This is a genomic window from Actinomycetota bacterium, assembly GCA_030650795.1.
Taxonomy (GTDB): domain Bacteria; phylum Actinomycetota; class Actinomycetes; order S36-B12; family S36-B12; genus UBA11398.
Window position 1 is genome coordinate 206,299 of sequence record JAUSDJ010000026.1, and the last position, 13,422, is coordinate 219,720.

11 protein-coding genes and 2 pseudogenes are annotated in these 13,422 nt (G+C 63.1%); 2 read left to right on the top strand and 11 right to left on the bottom strand.

Features of this window, described 5'->3' with window-relative positions; translation table 11 throughout:
• Window positions 1-829: 829 nt before the first annotated feature.
• A complete protein-coding gene (locus Q7L55_08765) occupies window positions 830-2,296 on the bottom strand; it encodes a class II fumarate hydratase (GenBank protein ID MDO8732644.1) in 1,467 nt (488 codons plus the stop codon).
• A 5-nt stretch (window positions 2,297-2,301) separates the two neighbouring features.
• Window positions 2,302-4,089, bottom strand: coding sequence for an NAD-dependent malic enzyme (locus tag Q7L55_08770; protein MDO8732645.1), 1,788 nt, complete (start codon window positions 4,087-4,089; stop codon window positions 2,302-2,304).
• 355 nt (window positions 4,090-4,444) lie between these two features.
• On the opposite strand from Q7L55_08770, the pseudogene Q7L55_08775 reads away from it, so the two are divergent.
• Window positions 4,445-4,754: pseudogene (locus tag Q7L55_08775) on the top strand (transposase).
• A gap of 383 nt (window positions 4,755-5,137) precedes the next feature.
• On the opposite strand, the gene Q7L55_08780 reads toward Q7L55_08775, so the two are convergent.
• Window positions 5,138-7,225 (bottom strand): hypothetical protein, encoded by a 2,088-nt coding sequence (locus tag Q7L55_08780; protein ID MDO8732646.1) that lies wholly within the window; start codon window positions 7,223-7,225, stop codon window positions 5,138-5,140.
• Between the two features lie 222 nt (window positions 7,226-7,447).
• Between Q7L55_08780 and Q7L55_08785 the strand changes: the two genes are divergently transcribed.
• Window positions 7,448-7,636 (top strand): hypothetical protein, encoded by a 189-nt coding sequence (locus Q7L55_08785; GenBank protein MDO8732647.1) that lies wholly within the window; start codon window positions 7,448-7,450, stop codon window positions 7,634-7,636.
• A 303-nt stretch (window positions 7,637-7,939) separates the two neighbouring features.
• Here the strand turns inward: Q7L55_08785 and Q7L55_08790 are convergent, their stop codons facing one another.
• The 8 genes and pseudogenes from Q7L55_08790 to Q7L55_08825 all read right to left on the bottom strand — a co-directional run bounded on the left by Q7L55_08790 (window position 7,940) and on the right by Q7L55_08825 (window position 13,330).
• Window positions 7,940-10,027 (bottom strand): hypothetical protein, encoded by a 2,088-nt coding sequence (locus Q7L55_08790; protein MDO8732648.1) that lies wholly within the window; start codon window positions 10,025-10,027, stop codon window positions 7,940-7,942.
• Between the two features lie 366 nt (window positions 10,028-10,393).
• Window positions 10,394-10,936, bottom strand: coding sequence for a carboxymuconolactone decarboxylase family protein (locus Q7L55_08795; protein ID MDO8732649.1), 543 nt, complete (start codon window positions 10,934-10,936; stop codon window positions 10,394-10,396).
• A gap of 90 nt (window positions 10,937-11,026) precedes the next feature.
• A complete protein-coding gene (locus tag Q7L55_08800) occupies window positions 11,027-11,149 on the bottom strand; it encodes a hypothetical protein (GenBank protein MDO8732650.1) in 123 nt (40 codons plus the stop codon).
• 16 nt (window positions 11,150-11,165) lie between these two features.
• The gene (locus tag Q7L55_08805; GenBank protein ID MDO8732651.1) at window positions 11,166-11,366 is read right to left on the bottom strand and encodes an FAD-dependent oxidoreductase; all 201 of its coding nucleotides are present in this window, start codon (window positions 11,364-11,366) and stop codon (window positions 11,166-11,168) included.
• Window positions 11,367-11,418: 52 nt separating this feature from the next.
• A pseudogene (locus Q7L55_08810) lies at window positions 11,419-11,514 on the bottom strand (NrdH-redoxin).
• A gap of 6 nt (window positions 11,515-11,520) precedes the next feature.
• Window positions 11,521-12,051, bottom strand: a complete 531-nt coding sequence (locus Q7L55_08815) for a signal peptidase II (protein ID MDO8732652.1) — start codon at window positions 12,049-12,051, stop codon at window positions 11,521-11,523.
• Window positions 12,048-12,656 (bottom strand): CDP-alcohol phosphatidyltransferase family protein, encoded by a 609-nt coding sequence (locus Q7L55_08820; GenBank protein MDO8732653.1) that lies wholly within the window; start codon window positions 12,654-12,656, stop codon window positions 12,048-12,050. The genes Q7L55_08815 and Q7L55_08820 overlap by 4 nt, the downstream gene beginning before the upstream one ends.
• The gene (locus Q7L55_08825) at window positions 12,656-13,330 is read right to left on the bottom strand and encodes a TVP38/TMEM64 family protein (GenBank protein MDO8732654.1); all 675 of its coding nucleotides are present in this window, start codon (window positions 13,328-13,330) and stop codon (window positions 12,656-12,658) included. Before Q7L55_08825 ends, Q7L55_08820 begins: the two co-directional genes overlap by 1 nt.
• Window positions 13,331-13,422 lie beyond the last annotated feature (92 nt).

Sequence of the window (13,422 nt, forward strand, 5' to 3'; positions counted from 1 at the left end):
CAACGCGGGGTCCTAGTTGCGCGTGCACCGGATGCATCCCATGCGGCGTCCGAGGCCGTTCATTTACGTGTCTTCAGCGATTGCCTCGCTTCGATCCGAGCTGGCAGTCCGCTCCTCCTGACGAATGATGCCCAGCATCTACAGTTGACTCACCGTCCGGCACGGGACCGGACTCGACCCCGGGGTGGGCATGAACACTGATCGACATCTGGCTCGATACCTCGTGACAATCACAGCAGCCGCAGCAGTCCTGGCCTGGATACCCAGCGAGGCCTCGGCATCCCCCGCGATGGAGTCGCAGGGAACCGTCACGGTCGCTTCCGCGGTCCAACGATTCTTCTGGGCGTGGATAGACGGCGTCCATTCACGGGTGCGTACCTTCAGGAAGAGCGTCTACCACGTCCGGGGGGAACGTTCCCCAACTGCGAGTTACCGTCCGGCCCGCGAATCCGCCGCAGTATGTCACGCTTCAATACAAGCGGGACGGGACATGGAAACGAGAGGATGCGTGGCAGACCAAGGACAGCGGCATCGCCTACCTGGCCTTGCACCCCTACTGCCAGGGTGGCCAGTGGTGCCACGGCACCTACAAGTACCGCCTTCTGGTCAACGGGAAGTTCACGCTCTTCACCATCACCTACGCCGACTGACTTCCCTCGCTTTCCCAGACGGGTTGGGTTTGGTGATCATGCCGATTTGCTCGCGGCGGTGAGACATTAGTAGGGCGCGACCTTCTTGTGCAGGTTGGGGCCAAGCCACACGCCGAAGTTAGTCACACACGTAACCAGTGGTCGACGTCGCACCTTCGTCCGTGTCCAGGCGCAACCACTCAGTCGCTGTTCACCGGACCTGGCTTCGTCATGCTTATCGGCACGATCACGCGATCAAATAGGTCCGGATCGATAGCGGAGCGCAAGGCTGCTTCTCTCAACGTCAAGTCGTTGTCCATGGCCAGGTGGGCGATCGCTGATGCCTTGTCGTAGCCAATCTCAGGGGAGAGAGCCGTCACCATCATCACCGAGCGATTGACGTACTCCTTGATCTTCGCCTCGTCGAGCTCGGTGCCAGCAATCATGAAGCGATTGAAGTGGTCGCACATGTCACCGAGTATCCGCATGCTGTGCAGGAGATTGGCGATGATCACCGGCCGGAATGCATTGAGCTCGAAGTTGCCCTCCTTGCCTGCCATGGCGATGGTGGCGTCATTGCCCATCACCTGGATAGTGACCATGAGCATGGCCTCGGCCTGAGTTGGATTGACCTTGCCCGGCATGATCGAGGACCCAGGCTCGTTGGACGGGAGGATGAGTTCGTGGATTCCCGCCCGCGGGCCTGAGCCGAGCCATCGAAGGTCGTTGGCGATCTTGAACAGCGACACGGCGAGGTTTCGAAGCCCGCCCGAGCACCGAACGAGCGGGTCCAGAGACCCTTGCGCGGCGAATTTGTTGGGTGCAGTCACGAATGGTCGACCGGTGAGCGTGGCGATCGCCTCGGCGATCTGGACATCGAAACCGGCCGTGGTGTTGAGCCCGGTCCCTACGGCCGTGCCCCCGGCCGCGAGCCGAAGGAGCGTAGATGCATCCGACAGCAGGGCGTCACGGGCATCGTCGATCATCGCGACATAGCCGGACCATTCCTGTCCGACGGTCAGGGGCGTGGCGTCCTCGAGATGCGTACGCCCGATCTTCACGACATCGGACCACTGCTCCGCCTTTGCCTGCAGTGCCTCGCGAAGCGCGTCCAGCCGAGGCAGCAAATGCAGCTGGAGCATCGTGTCGGCGGCGACATGCATCGCCGTCGGGAACGTGTCGTTGGACGACTGGGACATGTTCACGTGGTCGTTCGGGTGCACCGGAGTCTTCGTGCCCAGTTCGCCACCGACCAACTGGATACACCGGTTGGAGATGACCTCGTTGACGTTCATGTTCGATTGAGTTCCCGACCCGGTCTGCCAGACGAAGAGGGGGAACTCGCGGTCAAGGTCGCCCGCGATGACCTCGTCTGCCACCTGCGCGATGAGGCCGCCCATCCACGAGGGCAGTCGGCCGGCGCTCGTGTTGACCTGCGCGGCCGCCTTCTTCACCGCTCCATAGGCCCGGTAGACCTCAATCGGCATGCGGTCCTTGTCGCCACCGATGTTGAAATGCTCCAGCGAACGCTGCGTCTGAGCCCCCCAATAATGGTCAGCAGGGACATCCACCTCGCCGAGCGAGTCGGTCTCAGCTCGCTTGCCCGTGGCGTCGATCCCTACCGGAATGTCGAGGATCGTGGGTTCCTCTTCGGGCACAGCAGGCACCGGCCTCACTCCGCCACGATCGGCACGTAAACGGGCCACCACTCTGTCTGCCTGACTGACTCAACGGGGCTGTCGATGGTGGCGCGGGCCAGGCCTTGGCCGATCGCTGTTCGCACGACCTCAACGGCAACCACGCTCGAGGTGATCCGAAGGTCGGCATTCGACGGGAGGAGGGAGGCGCCAGGGCTGCTCGTGTCGGCCTGCCCAGCGACGGCCTCGGCTGCGGCGAAGATCATCTCGTCGGTGACCTTCGCGGCCCTCGACGCGATGACCCCCAGGCCTAGGCCCGGGTACAGCGCCGCATTGTTGGCCTGGCCGATCCGGTACGTGATCCCGCCGTACTCGACGTCATCGAACGGCGCACCTGTGGCGACGAGGGCCTTGCCGTCGGTCCACTCCAGAAGGTGTACCGGGGTTGCTTCGTGAAGATTCGTCGGGTTGGACAGCGGGAAGATGATCGGCCGTTCGACCCCCGCCGCCATCGTGCGAACGATGCCCTCCGTGAACAGGCCCGGGGTGGTCGATGTCCCGATCAGGATCGTGGGCTTGACGGCCGCGACCAGGGTCGCAAGATCGATGATTCCCGCGCCCTTGGCCGCCCGAGCGCGGAGGGTGGCCATCGCCGGCCACCTGGTCTCGGCTGCAAGATCGACGTCACAAGGGGTGCGCTGTAGGTCTGCCACCTCAGCGGCCGGTCGCGCGTAAGGGGCCTGGTAGTCGAGTAGGCCATCCATGTCGTCGGTGAGCAGTCCCGGAAGGTCCACGACCCAGAGCCTTCGCGTCGCCTCGTCAACGGAGAGTCCCGCGCGCACCATCTGGTCGCGTGCCTGGTCGGCGATCCCGCAACCGGCCGTGCCCCCGCCGAGGACGATGATCCGCTGCTCGGACCAGGAAGTGCCAGTCAACGACACTGCATTGAGGAGCCCGGACATCACGATGGCACCGGTGCCCTGCATGTCGTCATTGAAGGTTGCCACGTGATCACGGTGGCGGTAGAGGATGCGCCTGGCATTGGTCGACCCGAAGTCCTCCCAGTGCAGGAGTGCCTTGGGGAAGAGCTTCTGCGCAGCAGCGACGTAAGCGTCAATGAAGTCGTCGTACGTCTTGCCGCGGACGCGTCCGTGGCGATTGCCGAGGTACTCCGGGTCGTTGAGGAGCTTCTCGTTGTCGGTGCCGACGTCGAGGATGACGGGGATGACTCGATAGGGGTCGATGCCGGCTGCTGCCGTATACACGGCGAGCTTGCCGATCGAGATATCGATCCCATTCGTACCCCAGTCACCGATGCCGAGGATCTCCTCAGCATCTGACGCGACGAGGAGATCGATGTCTTCCGCGTCGGCACCGAAGTTCGCGAGTCTTGCCTCGACGCCTTCCGGGTCATCGATGCTGAGGTAGACGCCTCTGGGCCGGGTGAACACCTCGCTGTACTTCTCGATCGCCTCGCCGACGACCGGGTCGTACACGACGGGCAGCATCTCAAGCATGTGATTCTGGAGAAGGGCATAGAAGAGCGTGACGTTGTTGTCATGGAGTCGCCACATGTATATGTGCTTGTCAAGATCAGTCGGCGCGGCGTGGTACGCGTCATAGGCTCGGCTCAATTGCGGAGCGAGGTCTGAAGTCACAACGGGAGGCACTAGGCCATTGAGGCCCAGTGCGGCGCGCTCGTCGGTAGTGAATGCGGTTCCCTTGTTCAGGCCTGGGTCCCTGAGGACTTCGTATCCGCGCGCCGTGGTGGAGATACGACGAGTGTCGCCTTGGCCCAGCACCTTGGCATGTCTGCTATACATCGCACCCCTCGTGGTCGATCGGCCAGTCAACGGACCTTAGGGCATTTGTGCAAATCTGGCACCAGATCGCGCGTGCTGCGCCGAGTCACAATCCAGACAGCGAATCAAGGTCGCCGCGGGCGAGGCGAACGTGGAACTTCCGCCCACAACCATGGGCACCGATGGAAGCGCCCAGCGCTGTCTGGACAAGTCAACGGAACCAGTTGCAACCACTCCGAAACCCGGGCCCAAAACGAACAAGGCACCCCGTGAGGAGGGCCTTGCCATGCATACTTTCGTAGCGTGGAGAGGTGACGTCCCCGGGAGGTCGGTTTTCGGGCTTGAGCGTGGCGTTGTCCGCAACGTTGAAGGCCGCCGGCGTGGATGAGCGCGTGCGGACTGGGCGGCGTGCAGCTGTTCATCTCCGATGCTCACAGCGGCTTGAAGCGAGCAATACCCGCAGTTCTCCTCGGTTCTGCGTGGCAGCGCTGCCGGATCCACTGCATGCGCAACGACCTGCTGCCTTCACCGGATTCCCGCAAGCCCACTGGCGGCAGATCTGGTCCACCAAGCCATTGGAGCGGGTCAGCAAGTAGATCAAACGCCGCACCGAAGTCGTCGGCGTGTTCCCCAAGCCCGAAGCGCTACTGCGCCAGGCTGGCGCGGTCCTGATTGAGCAGCACGATCACAGAACCGACCTAAGCGTGAAGAGCGAAAAGCCATCGCTCCGGGGGATGTCACCCGACAGCACTCCGAGAGAGCGCGTCCCATTCTCAATCGGGCGACTGCGAAACTCTGGAACGAGCAAGACTACCCTTCATTCCTGCATGACGCTCCGGCAATTCTTGCCTGCACAGTTATGGGCGGGCAGAACGTGATGTGGGGCTCGGACTAGCCGCACTTCTTGGGAAGCTTCGGGCACTCTCAGGAGACCCTGCACGGCCACTTTGATGGTGCTGACCCCGCCGTCAGTCGCCGCATCAGGATCGGCGCCTTACAGGAGTTGTTCCCATCGGGTCTGCTGCCCGCTGCCGCGTAGGCAATGAGTCGAAATGGAAGTAGGCAGCCGTCACTGCCCGGTGTCGCTCCAGGCAGCAGCGAGCGCGTCAACACCGGGCTTGATGCGCTCGCTGTACGACGCCTTGTTCCAGTTCTCCCAGGCGATCGCACCTGCCTGCTGCGGACCGCTGCCTTCATCGATCGTGAGCTTGATCGCCCCCACCGTCGAATTCATCGGCTTGCCGTTGCTGCCGGGCGTAACTGCAGTATGCGTCGATGGATCGCCGAGGAGCAACATCGACCATGGCAGGCGCAGGTTGAGTGTCGCGCCGTCGAGGTTCCATGTGGCCATGGAGTTGGAGAGCCTGCTTGCTGGGTTCCAGTTACCTGACACAAGGTTGCCACTGGCAATCAACTCTGCTGGGTGATCTGGATACGACCTGTTGGCAGCCAGTCGCTGCACTCGCCATCCGGGTAGGTCTTCGGCAGGAATACCCGTCGGATCGAGCCCGTCCATGAGGATCGGATCTAGTGTTGTCCGCACGTAGGCACGTGCCGTGTGCTCGGCAGGAGACATCACGACCTGCACATCTGTGGTCTTGCCGCCCAGAACATTGAAGCCAAGGGTGACCGGCTTAGTCGGAGAGCCGTCGAAGGTCACTTTGAGATCGATATACGACTCATCGTGGTTGACAGCGACTGACCGCACCCCAGTGCGGCTTTCGTGGATGGTGCGCCAGCCGACACTTTTCGGATCAGTCGCCATGAGTCCGAACCATTGCTCATTGGTGAGCGGGTCATGCCACAGCGAGCGGCGCTCGGTGGCCGTTGCATCCTGATGCTCCATCGTGTTCCAACTGCGTTTGAACCACTCATCTGACCACGAGAAGACCAGGGCCCCGGCCATGCCGGCTTCATGGATCGCCCGGGTCAGGTCCGCATCGATCTGCATTGCGGACCGCTCGCTGTGCGCTCCTTGGTCGCGCCCGTTAGTGCCCTGATGAGCTGAGCCGATCGCGGATGGCACGCCGAACTCCGTCACCATGGTTGCGAGTCCGGCCTCTGCGTGATGTGCCTTCAATGCTTCGAGATAGCCGACATAGGCATCCTGTTTCCCATTGGCGGTTGCCTTGGCGTAATCCGGCGTATACCTCAAGAAATCCGGGTAGTACGGGTATGCGTGATAACTGGCGAAGGTTCCGCCCGGATATGCGCTCGTCGCAATGACGTGGTTGGCATCAATGCCGACCAAATCCTCCTTCGGGGATGGTTCGGTCGGGTGCTCAAGCGGATCAGTCGTAGGCCAGTTGATAAATGCAATAGGAGCGCTCCGCCCGCGCTTGACCTCGAATCCGGCGAGCTCGTCCATGCGCTGCGCGTACCAGATCTCCGTCGGCGAGGCATCCGTGGAACTCTCGAAATAGGCGCCCGTTGCCGCAGTTGAGTTGGCATTGAGGTCGTCGGATTTCTTGGTGGCCTCAGGATCCAGTTCTGCACCAATGATCCACGATGCAAGCCACGGCGATACGTCGGCACTCCAGACTCCTGAAGCACGTCCGGGCGTCTTCTCGCGCGAAAAATCGCCGCTCACGGCAGCGGATAAATCCGCGAGTTCCTGGGTGAACGCGGAAGTGGGCGCGACGGCGAAAAGGTTTCCAGTGGAGGTGTAGGACTCATCCGGCAGATAGACGCCTTGGACTAGGTAGATCGGCGCATTCGAATGCGCATTGTTGTACGCCAGTAAGGCTGCATAGAAACTCGGAGGCAGCAGGGTGTAGATCCGCAAGAAATGCACGCCCAGATCACCCATCTCGCCGATCCAGCGGTCGAAATCGGCGCGTGACATGGCCAACTCACCGGGACTGTGCCCCGGTGTCGTTGAACCCAGGTTCACACCGGTCCAGAAGGTCACGTCACCAGACGTCGTGTGCAAGCCGATCTGGACACCATTGCCGGACATGACCGGCGAGGCCAGGACCGAAAGACCCGCAACGCTTTGCGGCCCAGGTACCCACGTGGCTACCGTGCTTCGCTCAATGGCAGGTGCGGCATCCAAGGCTTTCTGAATCGGTGGGGATGACGAGCAGGAAACCAGCAGCACGGACAGTGCCACCAACCCCATAAGGATGGCCGGTCGGATGGCATTCAGACGGGCCATGCCGACACCCTTGCACTTGAAGCCTCCGAATGCTTGCAGGTTTGGCTAGTGAGAGCACTGAACCAGGAGATGCCCCCGGCCAAAGAAGTGCGCTCACTTTCGCGCCATGCACCCTCGCAATGGCTTTGACAATCGCCAGGCCCAGTCCCGTGCCACAGTCTTCGCGCGTACGAGCATCAGCCGCGCTCCCCAGACGCCGGCGAAGGCAACATGCTTTGGCTCGTGTCGCCTAAGCAAGTTGACCTCGTGGGCATGCATGGACCGTGGTTTGAGCCTATTACTGGCTACGCGGCAATCTCGGGGAACGTGATCTTCGCCTTGTGGGTGCTGTTCAACGGCGTCGATTCAGGCTTCTCTGGGTCGAGGCCCAAGTTGCCTCCCACCTGGCGCTACTTGGTTTGCTGGGCCTGAACACCGCCTTGATCGTCCGATCGAAACCCGTTGGTCGCGCAAGCGAAGGCTAAAGTCGATCACTCGGGTCGTATCGTTTGCGGGCGCGGGCGATGTGCTTGTTCCAGCCTGATCTGCCAATACCGGTACGCGGTGGATGATTGACGCGTGCCGAAGATCAGTCCTCGGGAAGCAGTGAAGACGCGCTGCCACCACCCACTCACCAGCCCGACGCGGACGCTCGGGCTGTCTCGACTCGGTCGTGGGTCGGAGGACCGTCCTTCTGCCACGCCCGCAAGTCGGGCTTCGCCCGTGGCGGCGCCGTCACGGTGCGGTGGGCGGTCCGTTGAACAGCTTCGGCTGGACGGGCGATGCGATGCCGACGAACACGACGATGCCATCGCCGCCAGGGTTGCCTCCGGCGGTGTCGATCGCGCCGGAGGGCTTCCAGTTGTTCGCCACCCAGAGGTTGCCGGCCGCGTCGACCTCAGCGGAGGTCTCGCGCATGAGTGGCTTGAACGTCTTGGGACCCGTTGCGCCGTACAGTTGCTCTCCCGAGCGGAGGAGCACTGGATCTCCGCCGGACGGCAGCGTGTAGCCCGTGGAAGGGGTCATCGGATCGCCAAGGCTCATGCCCTTCGGGCAGGTGCCAGCCACGGCCCCGCACAGGCGCGAGATGCCGTACTTCACATTGGCCTGAGTCACGCCACCGAAGTTGGCGACCCAGAGACTGCTCGACGAGTCGACCGTGACACCCCAAGGGCCGTCGATGCCGCCGCCCGTGAACTTCCCCAGAGGTGTGCCCGTGCTGTCGAAGGCGTACACCGCATCGTCCTTGCCTGAAGCGACCCAGGCGTTGCCCGCCGAGTCGACCGCGACACCTTTCGGATTTGCGCCAGTTCCCACCGCGGCGGTGAAGAGCCGCTGAACGCCGGTCGCGGTGAAGCGCAGTTTGGACACCGTCGACGTGCCGGTGTAACTGACCCATGCATCGCCGTTGGAGTCGAGTCGGATGTCGAATGGCTCGGTGTTGGTGTCGACGTAGAACGGGTAGCTCGTCGTCGGGTCACCGGTGGGGAACACCTGCACCCGGTTGTTGCCGTAGCTGGCCATCCAGATGTTGCCGCGAGCGTCCGACACCGTGCCCTGGACACGGAACAGGTTGCTCGTGTAACCGTAGGGTCCGCTGATCGCCATACCGGATCCGTCGACCAGCGACACGCTGCCGCCCGGCGTCGTCCCATTGGTGGTCGGGAAGTAGGCAGACGTGCCCCAGCCGAAGTTGCCCGACCACAGCCGGCCACTTGGATCGAAGCCGAGACCGAAGCCTTGGCCCAGGATGCCGCCTCCGGTCACCGGCGAGCTCGGGGTGCCGGCGGTGCCGTCTGCCGGCTGGCCGTTGGGCTGCAGGACGACGATGCAGTTCGTGGAGTTCGGTGTCCCCTGCACGACGTTGTTCGTGATCCAGGCGTAGCCACGCAGGTCGAACGTCAGGTTACCCAGGCCCCCGAACGGGCAGACTTCCTTGCCGTCCTGGGTGCGGCCCGTCGCGTTGAACTTCACTGCAAGCGTGAAGGCATCCAGACGCATCCACTTGCTGCGCGCTGCCGGACCGAACGCGGATGTCAAGTGCGGGCGGAAGGCGTGGACGCGGTTGCCGAGTGCGAAGATCGACTTCACGTTTCGAGCAGGGTTACGAGCAATCGCCTGCACCGCATTCCACGTCGTCGGATGGGCGCTGCTGCCCGTGAGAGCGAACAGCTTCGTGCAGGCTCCGGTGGCCACGTCCGCACGCACGCAGGCGGCAACGATGTTCGACAAGGTGCCGAGCTCGCGCCAGGTGTTGGTCTGGTTGGCATTCGGTGGGGAGGTGATGACGGTCGATGGCATCCCCGTTGCGGGTGAGACGAGATTCGCGGCCATGCCCGCCACCGAGGTCAATTGAAGGGCAGTGCCAGCGATACGCGTGCCCTGAGCCAGTTGGGCGGTCGCGAAGGCGGCTGCGACGGTCGTCATCTCGTTGACCGAGATCCTGGCCGGTAAGCGGGTGCCCAGCATCGTGACGAGTTCGCGGGAGGTCCCCTCGCCGGCCACGACGTACCGCGAAACAGCACCCTGGGGAATCGCGATTGCGAAACGGCCAGCGGCATCGCTGCGGGACTGCCCGACGGCCCTGGCGGTCGTACGCGTTGACTCATACACCACAACCGCTGCGCCCGCGATCGGCAGGGACGACGTTCCGGCGCCCGACGACACGACGCCCCGCAGCACCTGTTGCCTCAAGGTCGTCACCGCACTCGGTTCACTCGCTGGCCGTGCGGCGGAGACGCCCGCCGTGCCCATCACTGCACCGAGGGTCGTGACGACGATGGCCGCGCGCAGCATCCAGCGCTGCGGAGTCCCCTGAGTCATTGGTAGCTCCATTAAGAAGGCTCGAATCGGTGCCCCGGTGTCGGCTGCCCACGCTAGTTGGGCTGCGCGGCACACACAAGGCGCCTAAGGACTCGCGCAAAAGCAAACCAGGGGATTGCTTTCGGTTGAATTGACACCTTGACTTGTCGCAGGTAACTCGTCGTCGCTTTGGCGACTGGCTCCTGCCAACTTGCGAGGTACCTCGAGGTCTCACCCCGTTGAAGGGGTATGAGAAACAGCCGCGCCCACATCAACGCCTCGAAGCTCGCGGACCCCCGTCATGTGAACTGCACCCCCCTCGCACACTTTCGCAAGCGCATCCAATGCGAGCACACGCGCTGATTTCGGCATGGACAGTTGTGCCAATCATGCACTGGGCTGCGTGTGGAAGATGTGCGCGGTGTAGTTACTTATGGTCTTCACGGAGATGGCCAGGATGACGTACAGAATCTGCTGCTCGGTGTACCCGGCATCAAGAAAGCGTTGAGCATCTTCACGCGTAGGCAACCCCCGATTCGCGACCATGGTGCGCGCGAAGGAGACAAGACCCTGGAGCCTGGCGTCGTCCAGCGAATGCTGATCCATGACCGCGGCGATGGTCTCCTCCGCCACCTTCGCCATCCGCGCCCCAGCGCTGTGGGCCCAGGTGCAGTAGGTGCATCCATTGGCGCGGCTGATCTCGAGCATAACCAGCTGTTGCTCCGCGGCAGTGAATCCTGACTCCTTCGTGAACGATCGGTAGCCACTCGTGTACGCCTCCAGCAGTCCTGGCGCATTGGCCATCTGCGCATACAGCGCAGATACGGTGCCCGACTTCCCTGTTACTCGTGTGATGAGGTCCGCGACGACCGGATCTGGGTCCTGGGCGGTTCGTGATGTCAGGGTCGACTCGTACTCGGCGTAGGTCATGTGTGGCCTCCTTATCGCTTCGGCTGTCTTGGAACCCTGCCGCACGGCGTCGCTATTCCCGCTCCATTGTCGGTGACGGATTCCAGGCGCTCAGGCCGCGGTGTCCGACTCTTCGTCAATGGCCACGAGCAAGGCCACAGTGGACAGCGTGACCACCGAGGCTCCGCCCACTGTGGCGATGCCCACCACGGACACAGCCGTCCGCAGCTCCACGCCGTAGCCCCTCCTGCTAGGCGAATCGGTCGACCACAAGGGTCCGAAGGTCCTCCCGCGCGGTGTAGATAGCGGCCGTGCGGCCCTTGGGTCCGCCTCCGATGATGACAACGTCATAGGTCGACTGCACTGCTGCCCGTATCAGACCCAGCTTCTCGGCCGGCGCCTCGTCGCTGGGCTCGGCCAGGTGACTGAGGTCGGACCAGCCTGCCCCCATTCAACTGCAGGACCTGCTGCAACTGGTCAGGACTGGCCTCGAGATCCACGTAGGTGTACGGGACCCTCTCGTCCGCCAGGAACGCCTTGCTTCGTCGGCAGCCGGGGCACCATGCGGCTCCGTAGAGGGTGATTTCAGGATCGTTCATGGGGGGTCAACCCGTCATCGACCCGCGTGCATTCCCGTTTGGGTCCTGAAGGTCCCCTCTGGACTTGGAAGCCTGAGCGTGCAACAAGGACCAGGCCAGCTGACCCACGATCATTACGACGCCGAGGCGTATGGCGATGTCGGCGACGTTGAACGCTGCCGGGTATCCGGGCATCGTGATCCAGTCGACAACACCCGCAGATCGCCCGAGTCCGAGCCTGTTCAGTCCATTTCCGACCGCCCCGCCAAGTATGAGGCCGAATGCCAGGAATTGTGGCGCTGTGCGAGCCCACTTCCAGGCGACGGTAGCCACGACCATGAGCACGACAGTGCTGAGGAGCGCTGCAACGGCCGGACGCTCTGCAAGCAGGCCGAAGGACACCCCCTGATTGACGTGCACGACACCGCGACCCAATGCGACTGCCTTCGTCGCCTCGTCGATGACCACGACGGCGAGCACTGTTCCAGTCATCGCCAGTCGGCCAAGCATGAGTGCGCGCCCGGTGGGCACCCGAGGCGCCGGTTGGAAGTGCTTCACTGCAGCGCCCGATACCCAGCGACGATGCGCGCTGCAGCGCTCACGAGCACGATCGCGGCCCAGATCCACGCGATGGTGCCAGCTTCACTGGGCAGCAGGCACCACAGGCTGTGGACGATGATCGTTTCAGTGCCCTCTGCAATGCCACCGAGGAACGACAGTGAGCGACCGTCATCGATCTGCCGACCCGTCCGCTCAGCAATGGACGAGAACGCGAGGAAGGCCGATCCGTTCACGTAGTAGCCCAGTAGGACGAACAGGAAGGGCACGAGCGATTGGCCCGAGCCAATGCCCACGCCGATGACAAATGAGCCGTACACAATGAAATCTGCGGCGATGTCCAGGAAACCGCCGGCTGCCGGAGGGGGCTTCCCATGCGCCCTCCGACGTGCCAGAGGACCATCGAGGCCGTCCGCGATTCTCGAGGCCAACCACAGCACAAGCGCGAACCACCACCGGGCATTCGCCGCACTCACGGCTGCCGAGATGCCCATTACAAGCCCGGCAATCGTGATCCTGTCTGGCGTGCTCCACGAACGATCCAAGGACGCTGCTATTCGGTCCAAGGGTTCCTTGAGCAGCCGGCGCCCGGCGATGTCGAGCATCAGGACGCGCGCTCGTGCGTCGGAGCCGGCTCGGGCACCCTGCGCCGAAGCCAGAAGGCGATACCGGCCAGCGACAGCAGTGCAAAAGCGCCTGCAGCCGCCATGAACTCCCAAGATCCTGGCTGTCGCCCGTAGGCACCCAGTGCGACATACGCGGCAGTGCCGGGAAGGATTCCAATGAGGGTACCCAGGGTGTAGGCGCCCGTGCTGATCGACGTCAGCCCGGAAATGTAGTTGATGACGGTGAACGGAATCACCGGGATCAATCGCACAAGGACGATTGCGGCGACGCCGAACCGGACGATCAGGGCGTCAAGGCGCACCAAGTGCCCACCGGCCATCTGCTGGACTGCATCCCGGCCCAGCAGGCGCCCGATCACGAATGCGAGCAGCGCACCGGTCATTGCTGCCGCGATCACGATTGCGACAGCAGGCCAGAACCCATAGACCAATCCCGCTGCGGCGCTGAGCACGCCCTTGGGCAGGACCAGCAGTGTGCTGGCCGCATACAGGGCGATGAAGATCACGACTCCGCCACTGCCCAATGACTGGACCTGCGCACTCACCGCGTCCAGGTCGGGTACGCCGAATCGCAGCGTGACCAGCAGCCCGGCGAGGAGCAGCGCCACGAGCAGCGCGAATCGCACCCACATGCCGAATCGACGACGCTCCACGCCCCTCCTTCCCGTTCGACCGATATCAAGGGAAGGCTTTGGGGCCCCCGATGTGTTCCCGAATCGACGACATTCATCGACGACGGAGGAAT

Excerpts from the sequence above, each read along its gene's own strand:
- Q7L55_08770 (MDO8732645.1), bottom strand. The coding sequence starts at position 4,089 with ATGTATAGCAGACATGCCAAGGTGCTGGGCCAAGGCGACACTCGTCGT.
- Q7L55_08780 (MDO8732646.1), bottom strand. The coding sequence starts at position 7,225 with ATGGCCCGTCTGAATGCCATCCGACCGGCCATCCTTATGGGGTTGGTG.
- Q7L55_08790 (MDO8732648.1), bottom strand. The coding sequence starts at position 10,027 with ATGACTCAGGGGACTCCGCAGCGCTGGATGCTGCGCGCGGCCATCGTC.
- Q7L55_08795 (MDO8732649.1), bottom strand. The coding sequence starts at position 10,936 with ATGACCTACGCCGAGTACGAGTCGACCCTGACATCACGAACCGCCCAG.
- Q7L55_08805 (MDO8732651.1), bottom strand. The coding sequence starts at position 11,366 with ATGGGGGCAGGCTGGTCCGACCTCAGTCACCTGGCCGAGCCCAGCGAC.
- Q7L55_08820 (MDO8732653.1), bottom strand. The coding sequence starts at position 12,656 with ATGCTCGACATCGCCGGGCGCCGGCTGCTCAAGGAACCCTTGGACCGA.